Raw genomic sequence first — 25,000 nt, 5'->3', positions numbered from 1 at the left:
GGCCCGTCCCGGCGAGCCGCCCTCGGGCGCCACTGCACAGGGCCGGCCGCCGCAGCCTGTTCCGGCCACGCTGGTGCGCCGCACCGCAGCCGTGGTCGGCGCCGGCGTCGCCTCTCGCACGTCGGAGCAGAGGTGGCGCCGCAGAGCGCGGAGGGCAGTTGGGGCAGTCCTGGGCCGGGGCTCAGCGCACGGGAAAGCCGAAGGTGTAGCCCTGCTCCTTGAGTCGGGGGACGAGTCGGCGCAGGGCCTCGACCGTCTGGCTACGGTCACCGCCCGCGTCGTGGAAGAGGAGTGTCGGCCCGTCCGGCAGCTCCCGCTCGACGGTGGCGACGATGGCGTCCGTACCCGGACGCTCGAAGTCCTTGGTGTCCACGTTCCAGCCCAGCGGGCGCATGCCCCGCGAGGCGGCGAGCCGGCGGCTGTACGGGGTGAAAGCCCCACCGGGCGCGCGGTAGTACATGGGCCTGACGCCCCCGGACGCCTTGGTGATCATGCGTTCGGCGTCGAGGATCTGCTGCGACTGATAGGTCTGGGAATCCTTGTCCATGGCGGTGTTGTGCGAGACCGAGTGGTCGCACAGCCGGTGCCCGGCCGCGACCACCTGCTTCACGAGGTCCGAGTGTGCCTGCGCCTGCGTCCCCACCATGCAGAACGTGGCTTTCACCCCGTGCTCCCGCAGCACGTCCAGCACTTGAGGGGTCCACCGGGGGTCGGGGCCGTCGTCGATGGTGAGGTTGACGCCGCGCGCCCCCTCTTCCGATGCGTGCGCGATGGTCGCTGCCACCGGCTTGATGTCGTTGCTGGGCGTGGCGGGCGCGGTCGCCCTCGGGGACGCGTCCACGGCACCGGCCTGCGCGGTCCACACCGACGCACCGGTGGCCAGCATCGTCACCCCGAGCGCCGCCCCCATCGCCTTGCCGTACCAGCCCCGCCCACCGCCGTGCTGCGCCATGTCCGCCCCCTTCGCCCAGTTCCTCGCCGATCCCCGGTCACCTTGCGACCGCACTGCAGGACGTGACAGGCAGGCCCAGGGATGCGCCCGTTACCAAGCGCGGACAAATCCGGGAGAGACCGCGGACAACTCCGAGTCGATCGGGCGCCGTGGCGGGGCCGGGGCGACGGCCTCTTAGCCCGTTCGCTCGCAAACTGCTGTCGCGTTCGATGCGATGTGCCCACTGCTGTGACCTGCACAAACGCCGAAAGGGCGGTCGGTTCTGACTCTGACTGAGTGACAGATGCGTCGGCATGTCGCATTGCAGTGATCACTGACTGTCGGTTGGCTCGTGCACGCAGCACACCGCAGGCGCCGCGCAGACAGCCCGGACGCTGCCCACCTGGAGGAAACATGCGCATCGCACGTGCCGGTCTCAGGGCCGCCCTGGTCGTCGGCGCCCTCGCGCTGTCCGCGCCGGCCGCCGCAGCGGCCGGAGAGGGCGACGGGGACGTCCGTATCAGCCCGGAGAAGGCATCACCGGGCACCACGGTGACCGTCACCACCACCGCCTGCGGCAAGGAGGTCTACGGCAAGGGCGAGTCCGTCGCGGGCGGGAAGTTCCACCTCCTCAAGGGCGACCGCGAGGGCGTCCTGCAGGGTGAGTTCCAGATTCCCGAGGACGCGGATTCCGGCACCGACACCGTCACCCTCAAGTGCCCGCCGCGGACCAAGGCAACTGCCGACTACAGCATCGCCGGCCGCCCCAACGGTGCGCTCGACGCCGGCTTCGGCGGCGCCGGCGACAACGGTGGTCAGCTCGCCGTCGGTGGCCTGCTGCTCTCCGGGGCGGTCGCCGGCGCAGTGGTCAGGGCACGCCGCCGCCCTTCAGGGGCCCGGGCCTGACAGTACGTTCGTCGCACGGGCCCCCGGCACCACATCGGTGCGGGGGGCCCGTGGGGATTCCCGCACCCGCCGCCGCTCCCCCGCTCCGCTGCCCAGCAAAGGCCCGTGTCCATGGACAACTGCCCGGAGACGGGCGACGCCGACGCACCGTCACCCGGCGTTCCCTCGTTCAAGCTGCTCGCCTGCGCCGCGATCATCGGGGCCCTGCTGGTGGCCAATGGGGTGCGGGACGACCACCCCCCGCAGCCTTCGGCCGCCCACGCCCGGCCCTCGTCCGCACAGCCCGCGCTCCGTCACGCGCCCGAGCGTTCTGCCGTACGGCCGCTGCCCCCGTCGGATCCCGTACGGCTCGTGATTCCCGACATCGGCGTGGACGCACCCATGATGCCCCTGGAGCTGGACGGCGAAGGGACACTGCGGACGCCGCCCGCCGACAACCCCGGCATGGCCGGCTGGTACGCCGACGGAACGGCCCCCGGCGCGGTGGGGACGGCTGTGACGGCCGGGCACGTGGACACCCCGATCGGGCCCGGCGTCTTCTACCAGCTCGGTGCCCTTGAGCAGGGCGACACCATCGAAGTCGTACGGGAGGACCGGAGCACCGCCGTCTTCACCGTCGACGCGGTGGAGGTCCATGACAAGGCGGACTTCCCCGACGACAAGGTCTACGGCAACTCCGGCCGGCCGGAACTGCGGGTGATCACCTGTGGTGGCGACTACGCCAAAGGCACCGGGTATCAGGGCAACATCGTCGTCTACGCGACGCTCGAACCGGAGAACTGAAGGCCCGTTCGCAGGGCCAGGGGGCTCCCCGGTGAACCTGGCCGGGCCGCGATGTCCTCGAAACCCGCAACGTGACGAAGCCCCAGCTCCCTTCACCACGACAGGCCGTGGTCACCCTGACCGAGCCCCTCGTGCAGGTCGAGCGTGCCGCCCGCGGGACGGGCGTCGCGGGCGGCATCGCGTTCGAGGACGGTGACGGGGTGACCGTGACGGTGCAGGACGCGGGCGAGGGCAAGGCCGGCGGGGCCACTGCCGACCACGGCGATACGGGGTCTCATGTCGATGCAACGTACGGCCCCTCCCCACGCCGGTCCTGCCGTGTCGCAGAACCGGTACGCCGGCGTGACGACGTGGGGATGGATGCTCGCCGGTGAACCGGCGGCGGCCGGAGCCGCCCGGCGGAAAGCATGGCCTGATGATGCTTCGGCGAAGCCGGGATCTTCGCGATCATGCGCTCGCCGCCGGCGGCCCGAGTTCGGCCGCGACCTCGGCGGCGATCTCGATGGCTCGGCCGGCGAGCGGTGAGTGCGTACGTCCGGCCCGCCAGTGCAGGTAGATCTCCCGTGGTGGCGGGGACGGCTGGAGCTCGTGGACGCGGAGTCGGTCGTCGGACGGGACGTCGGCGCCGCGGATGGCGAGCCAGGGCAGCACCGCGGATCCCAGGCCGGCCCGCACCATCGACAACAGGGTGTCGTTGACGGCGCTGCGGAACACGATCCGCGGACGGGCGCCGCTGCGGACGACTGCCTGCTCCATCGCGGGCTGGTCGCAGGTCAACGGCCAGGCCACCATGGGCGCGCCGTCGAGCAGGTCCATCCGGACCGGACCGTCGGGGAAGGTGCCGACGCCGGCCACCAGCAGGTACGGATCGTCGAGCAGTTTGAGGCAATCAACGTCGCCGTCGATGCGGCCGTCGTAGAACAGCAGGTCGAGGTCACCGATCCGCGGCTGCTCGGGCTCCTCCTCGGACAGCCTGATGTCGCAGCCGGGGTGCTCGTCGCGCAGCCGGCGTACGACCGACGGCAGGATCACGTTGGACACGCTCTGGAACGTACCGATGTCGATCCGGCCGTCACCCGCCTTGAACCGGTCCACGGCCTCGGCCAATGCCGCAGCCTTCCCCAGCAGTTCGCGACCGTGGTCGAGGACCACGGAGCCGAGTGGGGTCAGCCGTACGGGCCTGGGGCCGCCCGGCCGGTCGAACACCGGCCCGCCGAGGGTCCTCTCCAACGCGGCGATCTGTTGGCTCACCGTCGACTGGGTGTACCCGAGACGGGCAGCGGCCCGGCCGAACGAGCCCTCCTCGTCGATGGCGGCCATCGCCGCCAGGTGGCGCAGCTCGATGTCGGTCACGCATCCCAGCGTAGCCACATTCATTGGCAAAAACGATCGAGTCAATCGAAAATCATCGCTTTTCGCGATGATATCGAAGCGCTTAGCGTGAGAGGACCAGTCGCCGGGCCGGTCGCCAGGACGTACGGGCGGCCAGGTTACGGCTGTGTTGGGCACGACGACACCAAGGAGAACCGGCATGACCGTGACACTCCCTCACGGCGAGCAGCTCCTCGAGATCAACGGTGTGGAGCTGTGCGTCGAGACCTTCGGGGATCGCGCGGATCCGGCGATCCTGCTCGTCGCCGGGTCGGCCGCCTCGATGCTGTGGTGGGCCGCGGAGCTGTGCGAAAGCATCGCGGCGGCGGACCGGTACGTCATCCGCTACGACCACCGGGATACGGGCCGGTCGACCAGTTGTCCGCCGGGCGAGCCGGCGTACTCGTTCACCGATCTGACGCTCGACGTGCTCGGCATCCAGGACGCTCTGGGCATCGAACGCGCGCATGTGGTCTGTCAGTCGATGTTCGGCGGGACCGGACTCATTCTCGGTGTGGACCATCCCGATCGGGTCGCCTCGCTGACGTTCGTGTCGAGTTCGACGGGCGCCGATGATCTGCCTCCGCCGTCCGGCGACCTGACCATGCCGGCCGAGCCGGATCCCTCCGATGCGGCCGCGGTCGTCGAGTACGTGGTCGCCGGAGCGAAGGCGTACGCCGGTCGCTCACCGTACTTCGACGAGTCGGCGATCCGGACGTTGGCCGACCGTGACGTGGCGCGCGCCAGGAGCTACGCGTCGACTCTGGTCAACCACTACGCCATTGAGCTCGACGGGCCTGCCGGAGGCGGCTTCGGCGACATCGCGGCGCCGACGCTCGTGGTCCACGGCGACCACGACCCGTTCCTGCCGCTGCCCCACGGCGAGGCGCTGCGCGACGCGATCCCCGGTGCGCGGCTGCTGGTGCTGGAGGGAGCCGGACACGACCTGCCCGAGGCGGTGTGGGAGGACTTCGTGTCGGCACTGGTACGGCACACGGAAACAGGCCGCTCGTGAACCGTCCGAGGTCGGCGCTCTGGCTGCCGCTGTTCGACGACCTCGCCGACCCGCGGGTGGTCGCGAGCCTCGCCGCCGAAGCGGAGGAAGCCGGGTGGGACGGCTGCTTCGTGTGGGATCAGCTGTGCCGGCGGGCGCCGATCCGGCAGGTCGCCGACCCGTGGATCGCACTGGCGGCGATCGCGACCGCGACCGAGCGGCTGCGCCTCGGCCCGATGGTGTCCGTGCTTCCGCGCCGACGGCCGGCCAAGGTCGCGCGGGAGACCGCGACACTGGATCGGCTCAGCGAGGGCCGCCTGACCCTCGGCGTCGGTCTCGGCAGCGACCGGTTCGCCGGAGAACTGTCCCGGACCGGCGAGGAGCTCGATGACCGGCGGCGCGGGCGGATGCTCGACGAGTCCCTGGCGATCCTGGCCGCCGCCTGGTCCGGCGAACCAGTACACCATCGCGGCGAGCACTACACCGTCGACGACATGACGTTCCTGCCGCGGCCGGTTCAGCGGCCCGGAGTGCCGGTGTGGGCAGCGGGTTTCCCGGGCAACGTCAAGCCGATCCGCCGGGCGGCGCGGCTCGACGGGTTCTTCCCGGTCAACCTGGAGCACCCCGACCAGCTCAGCGAGGTCGTCGACACGCTCACCGAACTGCGCCAGGGAGACATGGCCTCGTACGAGATCGCCCTCGGTCTGCCGTTCGGCGCCGATCCCGAGCCGTACGCGCGGGCCGGCGCGACCTGGTGGCTACCGGAGTTCGAACCGGGGGTACGGCTCGACACCGTGCGCGGCGTACTCCGCGACGGGCCAGTGACATGAGGAGGCGGTCGCCTTGTTCGACTACGACGCGGAACTCGTTCGCCATCACGAGCGACTGTTCGAGACCCTCGACATCCGTCCCGGCGATCATGTCCTCGACATCGGCTGCGGCACCGGGCGGACCACCCGCGACGCGGCACGAGCCGCATCCCGGGGTACCGCGCTCGGCATCGACGTCTCAGGACCCATGCTGGCGCAGGCTCGCCGACAGACCGAGACGGAAGGGCTTCGCAACGTCGATTTCGTGCACGCCGACGCCCAGGGCCATGCCTTCCCGCCGGAGCATTTCAATCTGGGCATCAGCCGGTTCGGCACGATGTTCTTCTCGGACCCGGCCGCCGCGTTCACGAACATCGGGCGGGCCCTGCGTCCGGGTGCACGCTTCGTACAACTGGTCTGGCAGGCCGGTGAACGTCAGGAGTGGCATGCCGCGATCCGGGCGGCGCTGTCGGGCGGGCACGCGCCGACGAGATCACCCGGAGCGGCGGAAGCCGCCTTCACACTGGCCGATCGGGAGGTCGTGGTCGGCCTCCTGGCCGAGGCCGGCTTCACCGCGGTGGACGTCGTGGACGTGCGCGAGCCCGTCTACTACGGCCCGGACGCCGACCACGCGAGTGCGGCCGTACTCCAGCTGTGGGCGGCGAAGGAGCTGGTCACCGATCTCGATGCCGCGTCCACCGAGCGCGCACTCGACCGGCTTCGCGCGACGCTCGACGCGCACGACACAGGCGACGGCATTTGGTTCGACTCCCGCGCCTGGCTGGTCATCGCGCGCCGACGTTGACCACGTCGCAGGGGCATCCGAGAGTTCAGCGCATGCCTGATCCGGCCCGCCTCCCCCTCACGCCCGACGACCAGGCCGGTGCATCCCCGCAACAGTCGCTCATGACAGGGGCCTTGGACGGTCGACCGTCCAAGGCCCCTTCGGGCCCCTCCTGAACCACGCCTGAGCCCACCAATGCGTACGACGGGTGCACACCGGCACCGCCCGGTGCCCGTCGCCCGGCTGATGCAGACGGAAGCGCCAGGTCACCACGGCGGCGTGAGAGCACCTGCGACTAGGCCGCGGGGTCGGACTTGCCCGGGTCGTTCGGGTGAGACGTCACCGCAGTGATCACCGGGGTCATCCACGGCCACAGCGGCAGGGCACCGAGCACCTTCTCGCGCAGCTCGGCCTCGTCGGCGGCTCGCCACAAGCCGATGCTGCGCAGCTCACCGACCGGGCGCCACAGCCGTACGAGGTGGCCGGCGGCGGCAAGCTCCCGGGCGCGCTCGGCTTCCTCGGCGCGCCGGCGATCCACCTCGGCCGGCTCCGTGCCCTCGGGGATACGGGTGGTGAGCTCGACCAGGAACTCGTTCATGTCTTCTTCTCCTGCTCTGCGGGAGGCGTCGCGGGGTTCCGCGCACACCTGAGAGGGACGACCGTGGCCCGATCGAGCGGTGCGGGGCATGGGCTGAAGCAGGGCGGAACCGTTCGGCCGGCCCGGCCGGCGCAGGGCCCGGCGTCACCGATCAGACCGAAACCCGCTGCCACAAGGCCACCATTCTACTCTTTGACTTTTGTCGACCGGTCATCTACTTTCACATAGACGACCGGTCGACAAAAACTCTGGACCGGAAGACACACCCACATCGGAGAAACTGATCATGAGTGCACAGCTTCAGAAGGTCGCGGTCATCACCGGCGCCTCGCAGGGCATCGGCGCCGGCCTGGTCACCGCGTACCGCAAGCTCGGCTACTCGGTTGTCGCCACCTCACGCAGCATCGCCGAGTCCGACGACCCGGGTGTCGTCACCGTCCGGGGCGACATCTCCGAACGCGCCACAGCCGAGCGTGTCATCGCGGAGGGCGTGGCCCGGTTCGGCCGCATCGACACTCTGGTCAACAACGCCGGCATCTTCATAGCCAAGCCCTTCACCGACTACACCGAGGAGGACTACGACTCGGTGCTCGGACTGAACCTGGCGGGGTTCTTCCGGATCAGCCAACTCGCGATCCCGCACATGCTCGAGCAGGGAGGCGGTCACCTCGTGCAGATCACGACCAGCCTCGTCGACCACGCGAACTCGAACGTGCCCTCCGTACTGGCATCGCTGACCAAGGGCGGGCTCCAGTCCGCGACCAAGTCGCTCGCCATCGAATACGCCGGCCGCGGCATCCGGTCCAACGCGGTCGCTCTGGGCACCATCAAGACGCCCATGCACCCCGAGGAAAGCCACGAAGTGCTCGCCGCCATGCACCCGGTGGGCCGGATGGGCGAGGTGAGCGACATCGCCGACGCCGTCATCTACCTGGAGAACGCTCCGTTCGTCACCGGCGAGATCCTGCACGTCGACGGCGGCCAGAGCGCCGGCCACTGAGCCGAGGGCAGACAGCCGGGGAGGGGTGCGGGCGCGGCGCGTGCAGTGCGGTCGACGCAGTCAGCCTCGATCCGCGACCTGCCTGCCGAGGTCGAGTTCCGCACCGCCCGGCGTCTGCAGACCACGCGCGAAAAGGCTCCGCACATGATCGGCGTTCTCCGGACGCCCCGACGTGCGGAAGAAGCGGGACAGGCTGGACGCGAACTCATCGTGCGGAATGTGCGTGGCCGCGTCCAGCACGCCCTTCGTCTCGGCGACGGCGACCTTGTCGAACCCTGCGATCCGGCGGGCGAACGCATCGACGAAGCCATCCAGCTCGCCGTCGGGCAGGACTCGGTTGACGTAGCCGTACTGGGCGGCGAGTTCAGCCGGGAAATCGTCCGCACCCAGCACGATCTCCATCGCCCTCCCCCGGCCCACGAGCCGGGCGAGGCGTCCCATCGGGTTCCCGCCGGGCACGGAGCCCACTCCCACCTCGAACTGCCCGAGGACGGCGCGAGGCCCTGCGAAGCGGATGTCCGTGGCGAGGACGAACTCGCTTCCCGCTCCCCGCGCGCGCCCGTTGATCGCGGAGATCGTCACAGCCGGAACAGCGCTGAGGCGGATGAAGTTGTCCGCGTACGGGTGAAGCCCTGTGGACCCGGGCCGCATCGCGCTCACCCGCGCCCTGTCGGCCGTGAAGTCCCAGTGGGCCATGAAGAACTCGGGGTTGGCGCTCTGGAACACGACGACAGTCAGCTCACCGGCCTGCTCGATACGGGTCACCAGAGCGGCGAGTTGCTCGACGGTGTCCACGTCGATGAGGTTGATGGGTCCGTTCTCGAAGGTCACCTTCCAGTAGGAGGGCGACACCTCGTCCACATGGAACTGCTGCTCATCGCTCATGGCGCCGACCCTAAGGGCTGCCCCGTCATCCCCGGCGGATCAGCGCGCGGCGTCGGACGCGGTGACCCGAGCGCCCAGCAGGGCCAGGCAGTTCGCCCAGAGGGCACTCAGCTGGGAGGTGTTGTTGTAGAGCTTCGCGAACAGGACCTGTCCCTCGAGTTGCGCGACAACGGACCGAGCGGCGTCACGACTGTCGGCGACGGTGACCTCTCCCCGCTCGAGCGCCTCGGCGATGACCGTCTCGACCATGTCGACCTGGGCGTCGAAGATCTCCTGCAGGCGCTTGCGAATGGCCTCGGTCTGGTTGCTCATCTCCAGGGTGAGATTCCCGAAGAGGCATCCGGAGACCGTGCCACAGGTTTGCTGACCGGCGAGTTGAGCGGCCTCGGTCTCCTGGAAGAGCCGGCGCAGCCGCGGCAGGGGCTCCGCATCGCCGTTCAGGATCCGGGTCCAGTCTCGCTGCTGAGCGGTCCAGTGCTCGTCGATGACCGCCAGCGCCAGGGCCTCTTTGGACTCGAAGAAGTAGTAGAAGCTGCCCTTGGGCACTCCGGCCGTCTTGCAGATCTCGGCCACGCCCAACGCCGAGTAGCCGCGTAGCTCGATGAGTGTCTGCGCGGCACTGATGATCTTCTCTTTGGCGTCGCTCGTGCGTCCCATGCTTGCAAGTATACGACCGCTCGTCTAGTTTTAATAGACCGGTCGACTATACATCTGGAGAGCCACTCTCCGGCTACGAAGAGTCGTCACCGGGTGCCGCATCAGCACCCTCCCCATCAGAGACAGGAGCCACATGATGAGCAACCCGATGCACGAGGTGCTGAAGCGGTGGAAGTCCGCGTTCGACGGCCACCAGCCGGACACCATGGCGGACCTCTTCACCTCCGACGCCCTCTTCCAGGGCTTCGGACCCGAAGTCCTCTCCGGCCGCGAGTCCGTACGGGGCTACTACGAAGCCGTCGCACGCGACCGCAGCGCGGACGTGACGATCCTCCACACCTACGAGATCGGCGATGACGTGGCCGGTGGGTTCGCGGACGTCACCTTCCGCGGTGACGCGGGCTGGGAGGCTCCGGTACACATGTCGCTGACTCTCCAGCGGGACGGCGGGACCTGGCGGATCCGCCAGTACCACGTCTCCCGGATCATGACCGGGCACTGACCCCGTGCCGGGCGGACGGTGGAACCAGGGGGACCGTCGCGGCCGCTCCGTCGCGATACCTGTGACTACCCGGTCGCGAAGCGGCCGCAGAGCCAGTTGCCCGGCTCCCCCGGGTCGTCGCTCATCCAGTACTGGCGCCACAACTGCGCGAACTCCTCGCGGCTGAGGTGGCCGTCACCGTTGAGGTCGAGCAACTCGAAGACGCCGGTGGCGTCCAGAGGCCGACCCGTCCAGGTCTCCACGAGCCTGCGGTGTTCCTCGGCACAGATCCGGCCGTCGCCGTCGGCGTCCACCGCGTCGAAGACGGTGTCGGCGGTCGCGGTGACGTCCCCGGCCATGGCGGGCAGCTTGTCGACGAGCGAGAGCAGGTCGTCCATGTCGACCGCGCCGTCCCCGTTCCTGTCGCCGGTTTCCCGCAGCGCCGCCCACCATCCCATGAGCAGCGTCGTCACCCTTGCCTGCAGGTCCGTCCCGGGGTCCACGCCCGGCAGCCGACTCCAACGAGCGACGAGCGCCTCGAAGTCCTCCTCGCGCAGAAGGCCGTCGCCGTCGGCATCGAATGCGGCGAACATCCCCTCGAGCTTGCGCTCCTGAAACGCGCTGGCCATGTGCAGCCCCTTCCCCACGCCGAACCGAACCATGAACCGTCGGCAACCGCCCCGGAGGACGGAGGACCGCACATCACTGTAGGTCGGGCGCGCCCGCGCTCCCACGGGCACATATGGGCGAAGGGTCACCCGTGCGAAGAGGGCACGGGGACGGGGTCGGGTCGAGGGCGAAGGCGGCATGACCGCCCCGGAAGCGATCGGGCTCCTCGAACGGAGCCACGACCGACTCATGGAGACATTCCTCCGCCTCGAAGCGACGGCCACCGTCCTCCCGCCCCGCTACGGACTCCCCGAACAAGAACCGCACCTCGCTCGCCACCTCTCGACACTCCGGTCCTGGATCAGCGGCAACGACGCCTGGAGCAGGGAGACACAGCGCTACGCGAGGGCATGGGCACGGCAGGGACGGGTCCCGGCCATGGAGGCCCGGCGGCCCGGCCGAGAGGTCCCGGCCGAGCGGGTCCCGGCCACGGCGACACGGCGGCCCGGCCGCGCAGCCCCGTGCGGGCTCTCGTCCTGCCGGGCGCCGGCGCCCCTTCGTACCCCCGCGGTGCAGAATGTGCGAGTGCCTCTCCTCACCGACATCGGCCCCCTCCCCCGCACCGAGGGCCCCACAACGGCAGCGCCCCACCCGACCGCCAAGCCGCGATAGGGCGCCCCCGCATGGACTACCAAGCCGTCCTGGAACAGATCGTTCAGGACATCGCGCCGCAGGTCGGCGGCGGCAAGCCCGCCGCATACATCCCGGTTCTGGCCAGTGTGGACCCGAACCTGTTCGGTATGGCCATCGCCGAGGTGGACGGCACCGTCCACGGCATCGGTGACTGGCAGCGGCCCTTCTCGACCCAGTCGATCACCAAGGTCTTCACGCTGGCGCTGGCCCTCGCCCAGGGAGGGGACGGACTCTGGGCGCGCGTCGGCCGCGAGCCCTCGGGCAACCCGTTCAACTCCCTGGTCCAGCTGGAGTACGAGAACGGCATCCCGCGTAATCCGTTCATCAACGCCGGCGCCCTCGTGGTGACCGACCAGTTGCTGACCCTGAGCGGGGATGCCAGCAACGATCTCCTCGCCTTTCTGCGGCAGGAGAGCGGCAATCCGCAGCTGGGGTTCGACGCACAGGTCGCACGGTCCGAGTCCGAGTTCGGGGACCGCAACGCCGCGCTGGCCCACTTCATGGCCAGTTACGGCAACATCGCCAACCCCGTCCCCACGCTCCTGGAACACTACTTCCGGCAGTGCTCGATCGAGATGAGCTGCGCGGATCTGGCGCTCGCCTGCCGTTTCCTCGCCCGGCACGGCCTGCGCGCCGACAACACCCGGCTCCTCACCCGCAGCGGAGCCAAGCAGATCAACGCGGTGATGCTCACGTGCGGCACATACGACGCAGCCGGCGAGTTCGCGTACCGGGTGGGGCTGCCGGGCAAGAGCGGAGTCGGCGGCGGAATCGTCGCCGTCGTGCCGGGGCACTGCACGCTCTGTGTCTGGAGCCCCGGCCTCGACGCGCGGGGCAACTCGGTCGCGGGTGTCGCGGCCCTGGACCGCTTCACGACCCTGACCGGGCTCTCGGTCTTCTGACCGCCGCCCCAAGCGCCTATGGCGCGCTGCGCAGCGTGAGGAGGTAGGTCGCGGTGAGCGCCACAGCACGGTCCTCGTCGTGCGACAGGTCCATCAGGGCACGCGACGTCGTGATCCCCGGGATGTCCGCGAGCGCCTGTGTCAGCCGGCGACGGGCAGCGGGTTCCAGGGCCCCGGGGGCCAGGCAGGCGACCAGCCCGGCGGAGATCTGCTCCGCCAACGCACGACGCCTCGCCAACACGCTCAGCGCGTCGGCTGCTTCGACGTCATGAATCCCCTCGACGATCATGTCGATGAGCGTCGGAACGGCGTCGGCGAACCCGCGTGCCCCGAGTGCCAGAGCGGCATAGCTGCGGACCACGCTGTCGGAGTGCGTGAGGGCGCCCCGCAGCGGTGCGGTCGCTCCATCGTCCGGAATCTCGGCGATGGACTGCACGGCACGCTTGCGTACGTCGGCGAGCGGTGAATCCAGCCCTTCCGCCAGGAGTGCCACAGCGCTGTCGCTCGATTGCGCCAGAGCCCATCGAAGGGCTCCGGCGACGTGCGGGTCCGTCTCGCTCAACACTGCCTCGACCAGAGCCTCCACCGGGACGGATACGTCGTCGACCGAGGACAGTGCCGCGCGCTGGCGCTTGCCCGCGCTTTCCGACCCCAAGGCATGGAGCAGCGCAACGATCTGGAGGACGTCCTCCCACTCGGCGGGTTCCGCGGCGCCGATCCGACGAAGCCGCGTGAGCAACGCCGTCTCACCGGCAATGCGTTCTCGCGTCTGCCGGATCAGATCGTCGACGAGCTCCGCGGGCCGGAAGCCGGGATCGTCCAGTGCGCTGCGGACCTCGCGCAGCGTCAGCCCCAGTGACCGCAGGCTCTCGATGTGGAAGATCCGCCGGATGTCCTCGCCGGAGTACTCCCGGTAGCCCCCATCGGTACGCCCGGTGGGCCGCACCAGACCGAGAGAGTCGTAGTGCCTGAGCATGCGGGCGCTGACTCCGGACCGTCGTGCCACCTCACCGATCAACACTGCCTGTCACCCGTCCTGGCTGTTCGTCCCCAGAGCCACGATGCGCTTCGCTTCCTCGATCGCGAACTCGAACCCGGCATCCGGGTCGCGCAAGAGTCGTTCCGTGGCGATCGCGTGCTGACGCACGTGAGGGTCGACATCCATCATCGCGGTACGCAGGGGGCGCACGGCCGTCTCACCCAGCGCGATCATCGCCCGGCTGAGGCTCAACTGCGTCTCCCGCTCACCGCGCCCGAGCTGTGTGGCCAGCACGTCGGCCAGCTCAGGTCCCTCACCCTCGGGCACGAGAGCGACGGCCGCCCGCCACGCACTGCGCGCCACCTCGTCGTCGGTGTCGGTCAGCAGCGCCCGCGTGATCGCGGAGTACGCCTGCCGGTCCCCGATCTTGGACAGTGTGTGCAACGCCTGGCTGCGTGCCTGCGTACGCTCCGAGCCGAGTTCGTCGATGAGTCTCGGGATCGTCGTCGACGACGGATGGCGGGTGAGCGCCCAGGTGAGCATGTCGCGCACGAAGAACTCGGACTCGACCGCGCATCTCTCGATGAGCAGGTCGATGAACTCCTCGTCCGGGCTCGTGCCGACCGCCAGCGCTGCCCTCAGCCGTACCGACGGGCTGTTGTTCTCCAGCCCCTGACGACCTCGCGATGTGTTCGTGTCCTGTTGCGGCATGGTCACCGGAACCACCTCCTCGGCCCCAGTGAAGACCTTGTCATCGTGACAAGGTCAAGGACGGCCACGAGGCGGTGCGGGCGTCCGGCGCCGTTGCCGGGGAGCAGACCTGAGCAGCCGGCACCGCCCACCACGTGCCGGACGTCCGGGGCGGCCCATCGCGTCGGCAATCGGCCGCCCCTCCCCCACGACCGCGCTCGGTGATCGGGCCCGGCGAGCTGCGCTCAGAGGATCGCCTGCGCCGCCTCGTTGATCAGGCGCGCTACGTCTCCGGGGTGGGAGACGCTCACGGCGTGGGAGGCGGTGACGGAGACCGAGATGGCATCGGCGCGCTCGGCCATGAAGGTCTGCGCCTGCGGCGGGATGTTCCGGTCCTCCGTGGCCACGAGAACCCAGGACGGTATGTCCTTCCATGCCGCGGCGGACGCGGCCTCGGCCAGGGCTGCGTTGGTCACGGGACGCTGCGTGGCGGCCATGATCGACGCCGTCTCCTCGGGCACATCGGCGGCGAACTGGTGGTGAAACCTGCTCTTCTTGATGTAGAGGTCCACAGTCCGGCTGCCGTCGGGGAGCGATATCGGCACCGGACAGAGAGCCTCCCCCAGGGTGCTGCCGGGGAACATGCCCGCGATGTCCAGCGCGCTCTCGCCCTTCTCGGGCATGAACGCCGCGACGAACACGAGCGCCTTGACGTTGTCGAGGCCCTGCGCCGCGCTGCTGATGACGGCTCCGCCGTAGGAATGGCCGGCGAGGACGACGGGGCCTTCGATGGAGGCCACGAGCTGCCTGATGTACTCGGCGTCGGTGGCCAGGCCGCGCAGGGGGTTGCCGGCGGCCACGACCGAGTAGTCGTGTGCCTGGAGCCTCTCCACGACGCCGTTCCAGCTGGAGGAGTCTGCGAACGCGCCGTGCACGAGGACGACGGTCGGCGTCTGTTCATTCATGGTTGATCCTCTTCCTTGCATGCAGGAGTACGCGCACTGTTCGGGCGCACCAATGGACACCCGTGGAACTCCATGTCGCTTCTGAGGTCTCGCGACGAGAAACGACAGGAGGATTCCCGGCTACGTCGTCCTGCGGATCGCAGTGGTTCGGCTCGAAAAGCCGATTCATCGCTACGACCGAGCCGACTGCCGGGGTGTGACACCACGGGGCCCGTATGGGTGGCGTCGCCGGGCTTCGGCAGCAGAACTCCCTCGACGGACAGCTGCTCGTCCTCGGGACACATCGCCGCGTCGTCGCCGGCTCCGGGAGCGATGTCACAGGCCAGAGCGCCATCCGGTCATCTGGCATGACGGTTCGCAGAGCAGCAGCCCGACTGCCGCGGCTGCGTTGCGTCGGGTTCGAGAACAGCAGCGATGACGTTTCGCTGCGGTCGTCCATCCCCACGGTGGTTCCTGATGGCCGCAGCCGTCCGCGCATGGCCTCTCGGCGCCCGTACGGTCCCCCCCATCCTGTGAGGACAACAGCTCCATGACCATGACTGACGAGGTGACTTACGGTCGCCCTGAGCCGAAGACGCGCGAGACCTCCGAGTCGGCGATCGCGATGGTCGACGAGCGGGGGACGGTGGTCGCGTGGACCCAGGTCGCCGAACTGCTCCTCGGGCACTCCGCCCGGGACGTGGTCGGTGGGTCTGTCGCCCTCGTGCTGCCGGGCGCCGAGGACGCGCCGACGACATCGGCCTTCGTCGAGCAGTGCCGTGCCCGCAACGGCTGGCCGGGCAGCACGGCGCTACGCCATCAAAACGGCCACACGCTCGACATCAACCTGCGGTTCTCGCAGGTGAGCGGGTACGGCGGAGCAGTCCGGTGGCTCCTGTCCGTGAGCGACGCCGGCCCGCTCGCGGGGCGCGAGGTGAACGGATCCGCACGGGAGTCGCTGCTCGTCCGCGCTCCGATCGGCATCTCCGTTCGCGACCCGGAGCTGCGCTGCACCTGGGTGAACGACACGATGGAAAGCCACGACGGCGTTCCCCGTGACCGGCGGCTGGGGCGTCGCTTCGTCGAGGCGCTGCCGGGTGCCAAGTCCGAAGCAGTCGAGGCCGTGATGGGGCAGGTGATCGAGAGCGGCACCACCCGGGTCCACGAGTACCGGACGTGGTTGGCGTCGGGTCCGGCTCAGGATCACACCTTCGCCGCTTCGTTCTTCTGCCTTCAGGGCGCGGGGGGCCAAGCACTCGGGGTGTGCACCATCACCGTCGATGTCACCGAGGCGCGGCGGGTGCGCGAACGCCTCGCCGTTCTGGGCCAGGCCGGTACGCGCCTCGGCGGAACGCTGGACGTGATGCAGACCAGTCAGGAACTGGCGGACCTCGCCGTGACACTGTTCGCCGACTACGCCTCCGTCGATCTGGAGCAGTCGGTCCCGTTCGGCGAAGGGGCCTCGATCCGCGTGGGCCCGATGGGCGAGCGACTTCCCGCATTCCGACGAGCGGGTATTGCCTCGATCCACCTCGGGGTCCCCGAATCCGCCTGGGGGCGCGGTGAGACGGTCCCCGTTCCGTCCCCTTCACCCCTGGCCGATGTCCTGCTGACCGGTACCTCCCACCTGGAACCGATCGTGGACACCGCTCCGGGTACCTGGATCGACGAGGACCCGGTACGGGCCCAGAAGATCCATGAGAGCGGCATGCACTCCCTCATGGTCGTGCCCATCCGCACGCGACGCACCCTGCTGGGCGTGGCGTTGTTCATCCGCACCGGAAACCCGGCGCCGTTCCAGGAGGTCGACCTCCTCCTGGCCGAAGAACTCGTCAACCGCACGGCGATGGCGTTGGACAACGCGCGCCAGTACGCACGTGAACATTCCGTGGCCCTCGCCCTCCAACGCCATCTGCTCCCGCACCGTCTGAGGGGTGGTCGGGCGGTGGAGGCGGCCTCGCGCTACCTGCCGGCCGACATGGACCACGGCGTCGGGGGCGACTGGTTCGACGTGATTCCGCTGTCCGGCTCCAGGGTGGCTCTCGTCGTCGGCGATGTGGTGGGGCACGGCATCAACGCCGCCGCGACCATGGGCAGGCTCCGCACGGCGGTCCACACGCTCGCCGACATGGATCTTCCTCCCGAAGAGCTGATGGCCCATCTCGACGACACGGTCCAGCGACTGGCGGAGGAGGACGCGGACGCCTTGGACCAGACACCCACGGTCGTGGGCGCCACATGCGTCTATGCCGTCTACGACCCGGTCACCCGGACGTGCACCATGGCAGGCTCCGGGCACCCTCCCCCCGCGATCGTCGACCCGCAGGGCCGCGTCACCTTCCCCGAGCTTCCGACCGGCACCCCGCTCGGCATCGGACTGGGTGGCCCTTTCGAGGCCGTGGAGTTCGAACTGCCGGAGGGCAGCCTCATCGCCCTGTACTCCGACGGCCTGATCGAGAGCCGTGACAACGACATCGACGTGGGAATGCAGCGTCTGGCCGCCGCTCTGGCCCAACCAGGACGGTCCCTGGAAGACCTCTGCGCCGGAGCAATGGACACGCTCCCGGATCAGGGACCGCGCGACGACGCCACCCTGCTCGTCGTACGGACCCGTTCACTCGGTCCGGACCGCGTCGCCTCCTGGACACTGCCGAACGACCAGACCGCTGCCGGCGCCGCCCGGCACCTGGCGGACGGTCAGCTGACCGCATGGGGTCTGGAGAATCTCGTGGACTCCACGAAGGTCATTGTCAGTGAACTGGTGACCAACGCCGTCCGCCACAGTGACGGTCCGATTCACCTTCGCCTGATCCGGCACCAGGTCCTGACCTGCGAGGTGTCCGACACCGACCTCTGTTCCCCACGCCTGCGTCGCGCACGCACCGGCGACGAGAACGGCCGCGGCCTCAGCCTGGTCGCGCAGCTGTCCCGCAGATGGGGCTGCCGCTCGATACCGAACGGCAAGGTCGTCTGGGCGGAAGAAGATCTGGTTGGTTGAATGTGCACGCCTTCCCCAGGTCACTCCCCGAGCGCCGGCGCTGCCCGCTCGGGGCCCGGCCGAGAGGCGCTGGGCAGCGGGACACCCAAGTCAATTTCGTCCGATACTGTTTCAAATGAAACGACACTGCTAAAATGCCCTCATGACCGCCGACGGCCCTCACGGCACCACAGCCTCGCGTGCGACCGACCGCCCCGGGGACCCTTCACCCTTCGCCCTCGGCCTGCTGCTGCGCCGGGCACACTGGCGCGCGGCCGCGGTCATGACGGAGGCGCTCCGCCCGCTCGGCATCGAGCTGCGCCACTTCGCCGTACTGATCGTCCTGGTCGACCGCGGCGCCACGGTGCAGCGGGACCTGGCGGAGGCGACGGGGACGGACAAGGCGGGCATCATGCGCGTCGTGGACGATCTGGAGCGCAAGGGCCTGGCCGTACGCAAGGCCGTTCCCGGGGACCGGCGGGCGCGGGCGGTGGAGATCACACCTCAGGGCATCGAGCTTTTCGACGCGGCCCACGAGGCGGCGGAGCCATTGAACGAGCGCCTGGTTGCCGACCTGGAGCCGGGCGAGTCCGAGCAGCTGAGGGACCTGCTGACCCGTTTCGCCCACCCCTCCGACGGCGAAGGACGAGCGGAGCGCTAGACAGAACCAAGCCTTGCCTCCTCGACCGCCTTCAGGGCCGGGCGCCTGCGGGTGGTCCCCGGCGGAGCCATCAGCGATTCCGCCCGAGAGCGGCCTCCAGAACCGCGGGAAGATCCGACTCCGGGATCATGGCGCGCACCTCGGCCAGGACATCGGCGCAGGCGTTCCCGCCGATGCCGTCCGAGAAGACACGCGCCGGCCGTCGACGACGCGGCGTGACGCCCCGCCGGGCAACGTCACACCGCGTCGATCTCTTCAGGCCTACGCGCCGAGGCGTTCCGCCAGCTCCTTCGCCTGAGTGGCCGCGTCCGCGAAAGCCCGCTCGCGCGAGGCCCGGTAGAGGGGGATCAGGTCGGACATGGCCGGGTTCCGCGGGGCCATGGTGAGCTCCGGAACGATGAAAACGGGCTCAAGTGCGAGGCTGCCCCTGAGGACGGCCTCCAGGTAGTTCTGGACGAACTCGAAGCCCTCGCGGGGTGTGCCCGGCGCATAGGAACCACCCCGGCTGGCGACGACCGTGACCGGAGTGCCCTGGGCGGAAGGGCTCTCCCCCGTCGTACGACCCGGCAGTATCACGTTGTCCAGCCACGCCTTGAGCGTCGACGGGATCGAGAAGTTGTACATCGGGGCGCCGATCAGGACCGCGTCGGCCTGCTCCAGCTCCTCGATGAGCTCCACGCGGGCCGCGAACGCGGCGGACTGCACCGCGGTGCGCTCGGACGGGTCGGCGAGGCCGGCGGTGTGAGCGTCGAGGGTCATGTGCGGCACGGGGTCGGCGGCAACGTCGCGGTAGATCACCGTGCCCTCGGGGTGCTGCTCCTCCCATGCCGTGCGGAAGGCGTCGGCGACGGAACGAGACGCGGACGCCTCTCCGGGGAACACGGACGAGTCGATGTGCAGCAGCGTGGCCATGGGCTTCCTCCACAGAACGGCCCCGAGGCGGGGCCAGGGGTCAGAAGTAGTAGTTGCTTTCGTGATCGTCTCGAATGATACCATCGCGACTGCAACGAAGCCGGAGACGTGGAACAGATCGGAGGCGGCCGGGTTTGGACGTCTATGAAGCGGTCAGGAGCCGACGCGCCGTACGCGGATTCATCGACCGGCAGGTCCCGAGAGACGTACTCGAACGCGTGCTGGCAGCCGCGGCCTGGGCGCCGTCCGCGTCGAACCTCCAGCCGTGGCGCGCCTACGTGCTGACCGGTGAGCCGCTGGCCGAGCTCAAGAGCCTCGTCGACGAGCGCGTGACCACGGGAGATCCCTGGGACGAGCCGGAGTACCAGCAGTACCCGCCCACGCTGAGGTCCCCGTACGACGAACGCCGATCCGCCTTCGGCGAGCAGCGGTACGGCGCACTCGGGGTTCCGCGCGAGGACCTGGAGGCGCGCCAGCGGGCCGCCGCGGCGAACTGGGAGTGCTTCGGCGCGCCCGCCGCCCTGTTCTGCTACATCGACCGCGATCTGGGCCGCCCGCAGTGGTCCGACGTCGGTATGTATCTGCAAACCGTCATGCTGCTGCTCCGCGCCGAGGGGCTGCACAGCTGCGCACAGATGGCGTGGGCGAAGTATCACGCGACCGTCGCGCAGGTCCTCTCACCCCCGGACGACGCGCTGCTCTTCTGTGGCATGTCGATCGGGTTCGAGGACGCAGCCGTCGACGACACCCGGACCGGCAGGGCGCCGCTCGGTGAGACGGTGACGTTCGTCGACGCCATGGACGCCACGGGCCCGGTTCACACTCCGCCGCACACGGGGCCCGCCCGCTCCGTCCCAGTGGTTCACCGGCAGCCAACCACGACCACGCAGCCCTCAACGCCCCCAGCACCCGGCCGCCCACGGATGTCACGCATCGCCGCACGGCTCAGGGGCGGCTTCACCCGACGCATCGACCGGTGGGTGTCACAGATCGGACTGCCGCCCGGACCTGGTTGAGAGACCGATCCGATTCCGTGCGGTGGTGAGGAAATTGATCATGAGAATTACCGGTGACCGGAGAACGGCCCCGTGTGTCCGCTCGGGCAACAGTGGCGAGTTCTCGAACGGTCGTGGCCGTGAGAGGCGCCGAACCATGACGGGCGACAAGGGGGCCGACCCCCCGCCGTCGGGCGAGCCACCCGAAGACATCACGTCGGCGGGCTTGCGCTCCCTTCCCCGTCCCGTGGCCGTGGCCGTGGGCGCCGGTGGCGTGCTCGGAGCGGCGCATGTCGGTATCGGAGACGCGCTGGAGCAGCGCGGATTCGTCCCGGACATGATCATCGGTACGTCGGTGGGCGCCCTCAACGGCGCCATCGCGGCCGCGCACCCCGACAGGGCCGCACCGTGGCTCGATCATGTGTGGACCCGGTTGTGCCGTCGCGAGGTGTACCCCCTCGGCTACGCGCCCTCACGCGCCAGCGTCTTCACCGACCGCGGCCTGCGTCGGCTGATCGCCCGTTCCGGGCTGCCGTCTCGGATCGAGCAACTGGCGGTCCCGTTCACCGCGGTGGCCATGGACCTGGCCACCGGGGCTCCGGCGTTGCTCGACCACGGAGACCTCGAGTCCGCGCTGCTGGCCAGCGCCGCCGTTCCCGGGATGCTGCCCCCGGTCGACCGGGAGGGCAGGACGCTCGTCGACGGTGGGGTGATCGCGTACGTCCCGGTACTGGCCGCCCTGCAGGCCGGAGCCGCCAGCGTGGTGGTCGTGTCGACAGGACCGGAGAGCTCACCCCTGAGCCCTGTGGTCCCGCGCCGGCGCGCCGGCGCGATCGCCTCCCGGGCCGGGCTGCTGTTGATGCGTCATCAGGTCGAGCGTGATCTGCACGAGGTGGCCCGGCACATCCCGACCGTCGTCCTGCCGACCGGCGTCGAGTCCTGGCCCGCGCCGTGGGACTTCGGCCACTCCCGGCGTCTGATCAGCACCGCGTCCCGTACGGCGGGACGCTTCCTCGACGAGCTGCGCGTCAGCGGGCCGGGCCTGTACCGGGCCGACGCCCCTGTGCCGTCGGCAGGCACGGGCGAGGCAACGACATCCTCACGACCGGGGGTTGCCCTGTGAGTACCATCGCGTTCCTCAACATCGCCATGCACGGGCGCGTCAACCCGACACTGCCGGTGGTGGCCGAGCTCGTCCGGCGCGGCCACACCGTCACCTATCACACATCGCCCGCGTTCCGTGAGGAGATCGAGGCCGTCGGGGCGACGGTGTACCTCTACCCCGGAGGCGACCAGCCGCTCCCCGACCCGCCCACGCCGATCACCCTGATGGAGGGGCTTGCGGGCGCGGCCGCTCGCCTGCTGCCCGCGGTGCTCACCGACCTGCGCCGCATTCGGCCGGACCTGATCGTTCACGACAGTGCCTGTCCGTGGGGCGCTGTCGCCGCCCGCGAGCTCGAGGTGCCTGCGGCGTCGTCGTTCACCACCTTCGCGTTCAACCGTCATGTGCCCAGCCCGACCGGCGGCTCCCGGGAGCTGCTGGCCGCGGGGGCGACGCAACCGGGCAGCCTCCGGGGCTACTTGCGGTCGCGCTGGGGGTTGCACCGTCGGTACGACACGAGAGGGCTGCCCCTGCTCGACATGGGCAACATCCGCCAGCCGCTCAACCTCGTCTACACCTCGCGGACGTTCCAGCCCGCCGCCGAGGCATTCGACCGGTCCTACCGGTTCGTGGGCCCGAGCATCGGCGCCCGTCCGGCCGACCCGTCGTTCCCGGCCGACCGGCTGCGGCACCCGGTGCTGTACGCGTCGCTGGGCACGGTGTTCAACGCCGACCCGAAACTGCTGCGCGGTTTCGCCACCGGACTCGCCCCACTGGGCGCCAGTGTCATCGTCTCCACCGGACAGACCGATCCCACCGCGCTGGGTCCGCTGCCGGGCAATGTGCTCGCCCGCCGCTTCGTCCCGCAACCGGAGGTGCTGGCCCACGCGGAACTGTTCGTCACCCACGGCGGGATGAACAGCGTCAACGAGGCCATGTACGCCGGGGTTCCCATGCTGGTGGTTCCCCAGGGCGCCGACCAGCCGATGGTGGCCCGGCGCGTCGAAGAACTCGGCGCCGGTCTGTCCATCCGTACCGAGGACGTCACCGAAGACTCCGTACGGACCCTCGCCGAGCGCCTGCTCCACACCCCCCGCTTCCGGACGGCCGCCACCATGCTGCGGGGCGCCCAGCACCAGGCGGGTGGCTACCGGCGCGCTGCCGACGAGGTCGAACGGTACATGGCCGACACCACCGGCCGGACGAATCCCGCACGACCGTCACGGCGAGGCTGAGCCATGACACTCGCCGTCCTGCTGCTGCTCGCCGGAGTGTCGGAGGCCGCCGGGCGCATTCTGCCTCTGGCCGTACGCAGGCCGGGCATGTCGCGGCCCCGGGTGGCCGGACTGCTCTGTGCCGGTGGACTCGTGGAGGGTGCCGTCTTCGCGTTGTGGCCTCTGACCACGTGGACCCTGGCGGAGCTGGTGCTCTCCTCCCCGACGACAGGCGCCGGGCTGGGCTGGACGCCGCAGCAGGTTGCCCCGCTGATGCTCTCCGCCGTCCTCGCGTTCCCCCTGCTCGGGCCACTCCTCCACCTGATGCTCTTCGTAGGGGTCGGAGCCGGTCTGGTCGGCCCGCTCACCGCGGCGACCGACCTTGGCTGGTGGGGCGCCGCCGGTTGCGTCGCCATGGCCGGGGCCGGGCTCGGTATCGCCGTGGAGGCCGTCCGGCGTCTGGTCGTGAGGATCAGCGCCGCCGAGGCACGGGAGTCGATCGCATGAACGGCTTCCTGCTCTGGGTCTTCGCGATCGGTCCCGCGCTCCTCGCCGAAGCGCTGCTGGCCCGCTACGAGGTGCTGGCCTACGGCGCCGGCTGGCGGGCCCCCACCACCCAGCTTCCGGAGGGCGTGCCGTACGCCCGCGGGGCGGCCCCCGACACTCCCCCGCGCGCCTATCTCGTCTACCTGGACGGCATCGGCAAACGCCGGGTACGTGACAGCAGGGACGGCGGCCAGCTGGTCAAGGCTCTGCTTGCCAGAGCCCCGGAACTGCGGGTTCTGGGACAGGTGCAGCCCTATTCGCCCTTGGCCGACCCGCTTGCCGACCGACCGGTGTGGGCGTGGCTGCGCCGCCGGATCGAACTGCTGCTGTTCCTGCACAACGTCATGCAGATCTTCGTCGCCGCCGACCAGCGCTACCGCCCCCTGTACAACCGGGCCGTCGGCGGCCAGATCGCCACGCAGCTCACGTTCGCGGGCTACCGGCCCGACAGCGGTGTCCCCGTGGTGCTGCTCAGCTACAGCGGCGGTGCCCAGGTCGCCGGCGGCGCGGTCGAGGAACTGCACCGCCGGCTGCGCTGCCCGCTCCTGCTGATCACGCTCGGCGGCTTCCACAACGGCGCCAACGACCTCACCGGTGCCGAGCACCTGCATCTGCTCGGCAGCGCGAGCGACCGGATCGCGCGGATCGGTACCTGGATCTTTCCCCAGCGCTGGCGGCTGTTCAGCTGGAGCGCATGGAACCGGGCCCGCCGCGCCGGGAAGATCACCCTGCACCGTCTCGACCCCGCCACCCACGTCGGTCCGCGCAGCTACATCAGCACGACGGCCCGGTTGTCCGACGGCCGCAGTCACCTCGACCGCACCGCCGACACCGTGATCGCGATCATCCGCGCCCGCGACGGCGTGAGTCCGGCCGTGGAGCACTCGTCATGAGCACCTCGGCGCGAGTGGGCCGGGCGGGGCGACCGGGCGGAGGCCGCCGCCCGGGACACAGCGGTACGAGGGCGCAGATCCTCACGGCCGCGCTCGAACTCTTCGCCGCCAAGGGCTATGCGGGAGCCACACTGCGCGGGATCGCCGAACAGGCAGCCGTGGACCCGGCGTTGATCCACCACTTCTTCGACAACAAGGGCGGCCTCTTCCAGCACGCCGTGTCCTCGCGGATCGATGTGTCCACCCTTTTCGACTCCCTGACGGACAGGGCAACGGCCGGGCCGACGAACCGGGGCGCGTGGATCGCCCGGACGTTTCTCTCCCACTGGGAGAACGCGTCGACCCGCCCGGCGCTGGTCGCCGTCTTCCGCACCGCCTTGGCGGACGAGCCGATCGCCAAGGAGTTCGGCGACCGCATCGAGACGGCACTCGCAGCGTGCCTGGGCCGGATCGCCCCCGAAAAGACGCGGCGGGCACCGGAGTTCCCGTCCCTGGTGTCCGCACATCTGACCGGTCTCGTCATGCTGCGCTACGTCTGCCCGATGGAACCACTGGCCTCACTCGACTTCGAGGAGCTGATGACGTTGCTCGCCCGCGCCATCGACGTCCTTTTCGACGAGCCCCGTGCTTAGCCCGGCAGACCCGACCGCCCGTCTCCCCGTCGCCATGGGCGACGGGGAGACG

Annotated in this window: 25 protein-coding genes and 2 pseudogenes; 16 read left to right on the top strand and 11 right to left on the bottom strand. The window is 70.0% G+C overall.

Going from position 1 to position 25,000, the window contains the following annotated elements; all coding sequences use genetic code 11:
- Positions 1 to 181: 181 nt before the first annotated feature.
- Complete coding sequence (locus tag ACFWU3_RS24240) at positions 182 to 952, bottom strand: polysaccharide deacetylase family protein (RefSeq protein ID WP_384441283.1); 771 nt, start codon at positions 950 to 952, stop codon at positions 182 to 184.
- A gap of 393 nt (positions 953 to 1,345) precedes the next feature.
- On the opposite strand from ACFWU3_RS24240, the gene ACFWU3_RS24235 reads away from it, so the two are divergent.
- Both ACFWU3_RS24235 and ACFWU3_RS24230 read left to right on the top strand, forming a co-directional pair.
- Positions 1,346 to 1,837, top strand: coding sequence for a sortase (locus ACFWU3_RS24235; protein ID WP_384441280.1), 492 nt, complete (start codon positions 1,346 to 1,348; stop codon positions 1,835 to 1,837).
- A gap of 111 nt (positions 1,838 to 1,948) precedes the next feature.
- Positions 1,949 to 2,620 carry a class F sortase gene (locus ACFWU3_RS24230; RefSeq protein ID WP_384441427.1) on the top strand — a complete coding sequence of 224 codons (672 nt, stop codon included), beginning with the start codon at positions 1,949 to 1,951 and terminating at the stop codon, positions 2,618 to 2,620.
- Positions 2,621 to 2,736: 116 nt separating this feature from the next.
- Here the strand turns inward: ACFWU3_RS24230 and ACFWU3_RS24225 are convergent.
- Positions 2,737 to 2,898: pseudogene (locus tag ACFWU3_RS24225) on the bottom strand (FAD-dependent oxidoreductase); the annotation flags it as partial.
- 169 nt (positions 2,899 to 3,067) lie between these two features.
- Positions 3,068 to 3,997, bottom strand: coding sequence for a LysR family transcriptional regulator (locus ACFWU3_RS24220; protein WP_384441277.1), 930 nt, complete (start codon positions 3,995 to 3,997; stop codon positions 3,068 to 3,070).
- 154 nt (positions 3,998 to 4,151) lie between these two features.
- Here ACFWU3_RS24220 and ACFWU3_RS24215 point away from each other — a divergent pair, with 154 nt between their 5' ends.
- Genes ACFWU3_RS24215 through ACFWU3_RS24205 form a run of 3 tightly spaced genes read left to right on the top strand, consistent with a single transcriptional unit; the run spans position 4,152 to position 6,599 of the window.
- On the top strand, positions 4,152 to 5,006 hold the full coding sequence (locus ACFWU3_RS24215; RefSeq protein WP_384441274.1) for an alpha/beta fold hydrolase: 855 nt from the start codon (positions 4,152 to 4,154) through the stop codon (positions 5,004 to 5,006).
- A complete protein-coding gene (locus ACFWU3_RS24210) occupies positions 5,003 to 5,815 on the top strand; it encodes an LLM class flavin-dependent oxidoreductase (protein ID WP_384441271.1) in 813 nt (270 codons plus the stop codon). The genes ACFWU3_RS24215 and ACFWU3_RS24210 overlap by 4 nt, the downstream gene beginning before the upstream one ends.
- A gap of 13 nt (positions 5,816 to 5,828) precedes the next feature.
- Entirely contained in the window at positions 5,829 to 6,599 is a 771-nt protein-coding gene (locus tag ACFWU3_RS24205) for a class I SAM-dependent methyltransferase (protein WP_384441268.1), read from the top strand.
- Positions 6,600 to 6,873: 274 nt separating this feature from the next.
- Here ACFWU3_RS24205 and ACFWU3_RS24200 read toward each other — a convergent pair whose 3' ends face one another.
- Positions 6,874 to 7,176, bottom strand: coding sequence for a muconolactone Delta-isomerase family protein (locus ACFWU3_RS24200; protein ID WP_384441265.1), 303 nt, complete (start codon positions 7,174 to 7,176; stop codon positions 6,874 to 6,876).
- A gap of 286 nt (positions 7,177 to 7,462) precedes the next feature.
- Here ACFWU3_RS24200 and ACFWU3_RS24195 point away from each other — a divergent pair, with 286 nt between their 5' ends.
- On the top strand, positions 7,463 to 8,176 hold the full coding sequence (locus tag ACFWU3_RS24195) for an SDR family NAD(P)-dependent oxidoreductase (protein WP_384441263.1): 714 nt from the start codon (positions 7,463 to 7,465) through the stop codon (positions 8,174 to 8,176).
- A gap of 60 nt (positions 8,177 to 8,236) precedes the next feature.
- On the opposite strand, the gene ACFWU3_RS24190 is transcribed toward ACFWU3_RS24195, so the two are convergent.
- The gene (locus tag ACFWU3_RS24190; protein ID WP_384441260.1) at positions 8,237 to 9,061 is read right to left on the bottom strand and encodes an enoyl-CoA hydratase/isomerase family protein; all 825 of its coding nucleotides are present in this window, start codon (positions 9,059 to 9,061) and stop codon (positions 8,237 to 8,239) included.
- A 39-nt stretch (positions 9,062 to 9,100) separates the two neighbouring features.
- Complete coding sequence (locus tag ACFWU3_RS24185) at positions 9,101 to 9,718, bottom strand: TetR/AcrR family transcriptional regulator (RefSeq protein WP_384441257.1); 618 nt, start codon at positions 9,716 to 9,718, stop codon at positions 9,101 to 9,103.
- Positions 9,719 to 9,854: 136 nt separating this feature from the next.
- Here ACFWU3_RS24185 and ACFWU3_RS24180 point away from each other — a divergent pair, with 136 nt between their 5' ends.
- A complete protein-coding gene (locus tag ACFWU3_RS24180; protein ID WP_384441254.1) occupies positions 9,855 to 10,220 on the top strand; it encodes an SgcJ/EcaC family oxidoreductase in 366 nt (121 codons plus the stop codon).
- Between the two features lie 65 nt (positions 10,221 to 10,285).
- Here ACFWU3_RS24180 and ACFWU3_RS24175 read toward each other — a convergent pair whose 3' ends face one another.
- Entirely contained in the window at positions 10,286 to 10,828 is a 543-nt protein-coding gene (locus tag ACFWU3_RS24175; RefSeq protein WP_384441251.1) for an EF-hand domain-containing protein, read from the bottom strand.
- 663 nt (positions 10,829 to 11,491) lie between these two features.
- Here ACFWU3_RS24175 and ACFWU3_RS24170 point away from each other — a divergent pair.
- Positions 11,492 to 12,403: a glutaminase gene (locus tag ACFWU3_RS24170; protein ID WP_384441248.1), complete on the top strand. Its 912-nt coding sequence runs from the start codon at positions 11,492 to 11,494 to the stop codon at positions 12,401 to 12,403.
- 16 nt (positions 12,404 to 12,419) lie between these two features.
- On the opposite strand, the gene ACFWU3_RS24165 is transcribed toward ACFWU3_RS24170, so the two are convergent.
- The 3 genes from ACFWU3_RS24165 to ACFWU3_RS24155 form a co-directional block, all read right to left on the bottom strand.
- Entirely contained in the window at positions 12,420 to 13,424 is a 1,005-nt protein-coding gene (locus ACFWU3_RS24165) for a MerR family transcriptional regulator (protein WP_384441246.1), read from the bottom strand.
- A 6-nt stretch (positions 13,425 to 13,430) separates the two neighbouring features.
- Positions 13,431 to 14,099, bottom strand: a complete 669-nt coding sequence (locus ACFWU3_RS24160; protein WP_384441243.1) for a HEAT repeat domain-containing protein — start codon at positions 14,097 to 14,099, stop codon at positions 13,431 to 13,433.
- Positions 14,100 to 14,317: 218 nt separating this feature from the next.
- On the bottom strand, positions 14,318 to 15,037 hold the full coding sequence (locus ACFWU3_RS24155) for an alpha/beta fold hydrolase (protein ID WP_384441240.1): 720 nt from the start codon (positions 15,035 to 15,037) through the stop codon (positions 14,318 to 14,320).
- Positions 15,038 to 15,566: 529 nt separating this feature from the next.
- On the opposite strand from ACFWU3_RS24155, the gene ACFWU3_RS24150 reads away from it, so the two are divergent.
- Both ACFWU3_RS24150 and ACFWU3_RS24145 read left to right on the top strand, forming a co-directional pair.
- Positions 15,567 to 18,014, top strand: a complete 2,448-nt coding sequence (locus ACFWU3_RS24150) for a SpoIIE family protein phosphatase (RefSeq protein ID WP_384441237.1) — start codon at positions 15,567 to 15,569, stop codon at positions 18,012 to 18,014.
- 142 nt (positions 18,015 to 18,156) lie between these two features.
- Positions 18,157 to 18,654, top strand: coding sequence for a MarR family winged helix-turn-helix transcriptional regulator (locus tag ACFWU3_RS24145; RefSeq protein ID WP_384441234.1), 498 nt, complete (start codon positions 18,157 to 18,159; stop codon positions 18,652 to 18,654).
- 261 nt (positions 18,655 to 18,915) lie between these two features.
- Here the strand turns inward: ACFWU3_RS24145 and ACFWU3_RS24140 are convergent, their stop codons facing one another.
- Positions 18,916 to 19,566 carry an FMN-dependent NADH-azoreductase gene (locus ACFWU3_RS24140; RefSeq protein ID WP_384441232.1) on the bottom strand — a complete coding sequence of 217 codons (651 nt, stop codon included), beginning with the start codon at positions 19,564 to 19,566 and terminating at the stop codon, positions 18,916 to 18,918.
- A 134-nt stretch (positions 19,567 to 19,700) separates the two neighbouring features.
- On the opposite strand from ACFWU3_RS24140, the pseudogene ACFWU3_RS24135 reads away from it, so the two are divergent.
- From ACFWU3_RS24135 to ACFWU3_RS24110, 6 genes and pseudogenes are all read left to right on the top strand, one after another.
- A pseudogene (locus ACFWU3_RS24135) lies at positions 19,701 to 20,360 on the top strand (nitroreductase); the annotation flags it as partial.
- A gap of 358 nt (positions 20,361 to 20,718) precedes the next feature.
- Positions 20,719 to 21,684: a patatin-like phospholipase family protein gene (locus tag ACFWU3_RS24130; protein ID WP_384441229.1), complete on the top strand. Its 966-nt coding sequence runs from the start codon at positions 20,719 to 20,721 to the stop codon at positions 21,682 to 21,684.
- On the top strand, positions 21,681 to 22,898 hold the full coding sequence (locus ACFWU3_RS24125; RefSeq protein ID WP_384441226.1) for a macrolide family glycosyltransferase: 1,218 nt from the start codon (positions 21,681 to 21,683) through the stop codon (positions 22,896 to 22,898). Before ACFWU3_RS24130 ends, ACFWU3_RS24125 begins: the two co-directional genes overlap by 4 nt.
- A gap of 3 nt (positions 22,899 to 22,901) precedes the next feature.
- Positions 22,902 to 23,384: a hypothetical protein gene (locus ACFWU3_RS24120; protein ID WP_384441223.1), complete on the top strand. Its 483-nt coding sequence runs from the start codon at positions 22,902 to 22,904 to the stop codon at positions 23,382 to 23,384.
- Positions 23,381 to 24,316 (top strand): hypothetical protein, encoded by a 936-nt coding sequence (locus ACFWU3_RS24115; RefSeq protein ID WP_384441220.1) that lies wholly within the window; start codon positions 23,381 to 23,383, stop codon positions 24,314 to 24,316. The genes ACFWU3_RS24120 and ACFWU3_RS24115 overlap by 4 nt, the downstream gene beginning before the upstream one ends.
- Entirely contained in the window at positions 24,313 to 24,948 is a 636-nt protein-coding gene (locus ACFWU3_RS24110; protein WP_384441217.1) for a TetR family transcriptional regulator, read from the top strand. The genes ACFWU3_RS24115 and ACFWU3_RS24110 overlap by 4 nt, the downstream gene beginning before the upstream one ends.
- Positions 24,949 to 25,000 lie beyond the last annotated feature (52 nt).

Source organism: Streptomyces sp. NPDC058685 (genome assembly GCF_042714725.1).
Lineage (GTDB): Bacteria > Actinomycetota > Actinomycetes > Streptomycetales > Streptomycetaceae > Streptomyces.
The sequence above is the reverse complement of the archived record's forward strand: the minus strand, read 5'-3'. Positions and strand labels throughout refer to the sequence as shown.

Excerpts from the sequence above, each read along its gene's own strand:
- ACFWU3_RS24145 (WP_384441234.1), top strand. The coding sequence starts at position 18,157 with ATGACCGCCGACGGCCCTCACGGCACCACAGCCTCGCGTGCGACCGAC.
- ACFWU3_RS24155 (WP_384441240.1), bottom strand. The coding sequence starts at position 15,037 with ATGAATGAACAGACGCCGACCGTCGTCCTCGTGCACGGCGCGTTCGCA.
- ACFWU3_RS24185 (WP_384441257.1), bottom strand. The coding sequence starts at position 9,718 with ATGGGACGCACGAGCGACGCCAAAGAGAAGATCATCAGTGCCGCGCAG.
- ACFWU3_RS24220 (WP_384441277.1), bottom strand. The coding sequence starts at position 3,997 with ATGAATGTGGCTACGCTGGGATGCGTGACCGACATCGAGCTGCGCCAC.
- ACFWU3_RS24170 (WP_384441248.1), top strand. The coding sequence starts at position 11,492 with ATGGACTACCAAGCCGTCCTGGAACAGATCGTTCAGGACATCGCGCCG.
- ACFWU3_RS24115 (WP_384441220.1), top strand. The coding sequence starts at position 23,381 with ATGAACGGCTTCCTGCTCTGGGTCTTCGCGATCGGTCCCGCGCTCCTC.
- ACFWU3_RS24140 (WP_384441232.1), bottom strand. The coding sequence starts at position 19,566 with ATGGCCACGCTGCTGCACATCGACTCGTCCGTGTTCCCCGGAGAGGCG.
- ACFWU3_RS24240 (WP_384441283.1), bottom strand. The coding sequence starts at position 952 with ATGGCGCAGCACGGCGGTGGGCGGGGCTGGTACGGCAAGGCGATGGGG.
- ACFWU3_RS24130 (WP_384441229.1), top strand. The coding sequence starts at position 20,719 with ATGACGGGCGACAAGGGGGCCGACCCCCCGCCGTCGGGCGAGCCACCC.
- ACFWU3_RS24180 (WP_384441254.1), top strand. The coding sequence starts at position 9,855 with ATGAGCAACCCGATGCACGAGGTGCTGAAGCGGTGGAAGTCCGCGTTC.
- ACFWU3_RS24120 (WP_384441223.1), top strand. The coding sequence starts at position 22,902 with ATGACACTCGCCGTCCTGCTGCTGCTCGCCGGAGTGTCGGAGGCCGCC.
- ACFWU3_RS24175 (WP_384441251.1), bottom strand. The coding sequence starts at position 10,828 with ATGGCCAGCGCGTTTCAGGAGCGCAAGCTCGAGGGGATGTTCGCCGCA.
- ACFWU3_RS24110 (WP_384441217.1), top strand. The coding sequence starts at position 24,313 with ATGAGCACCTCGGCGCGAGTGGGCCGGGCGGGGCGACCGGGCGGAGGC.
- ACFWU3_RS24150 (WP_384441237.1), top strand. The coding sequence starts at position 15,567 with ATGACCATGACTGACGAGGTGACTTACGGTCGCCCTGAGCCGAAGACG.
- ACFWU3_RS24230 (WP_384441427.1), top strand. The coding sequence starts at position 1,949 with ATGGACAACTGCCCGGAGACGGGCGACGCCGACGCACCGTCACCCGGC.
- ACFWU3_RS24215 (WP_384441274.1), top strand. The coding sequence starts at position 4,152 with ATGACCGTGACACTCCCTCACGGCGAGCAGCTCCTCGAGATCAACGGT.
- ACFWU3_RS24200 (WP_384441265.1), bottom strand. The coding sequence starts at position 7,176 with ATGAACGAGTTCCTGGTCGAGCTCACCACCCGTATCCCCGAGGGCACG.
- ACFWU3_RS24195 (WP_384441263.1), top strand. The coding sequence starts at position 7,463 with ATGAGTGCACAGCTTCAGAAGGTCGCGGTCATCACCGGCGCCTCGCAG.
- ACFWU3_RS24235 (WP_384441280.1), top strand. The coding sequence starts at position 1,346 with ATGCGCATCGCACGTGCCGGTCTCAGGGCCGCCCTGGTCGTCGGCGCC.
- ACFWU3_RS24190 (WP_384441260.1), bottom strand. The coding sequence starts at position 9,061 with ATGAGCGATGAGCAGCAGTTCCATGTGGACGAGGTGTCGCCCTCCTAC.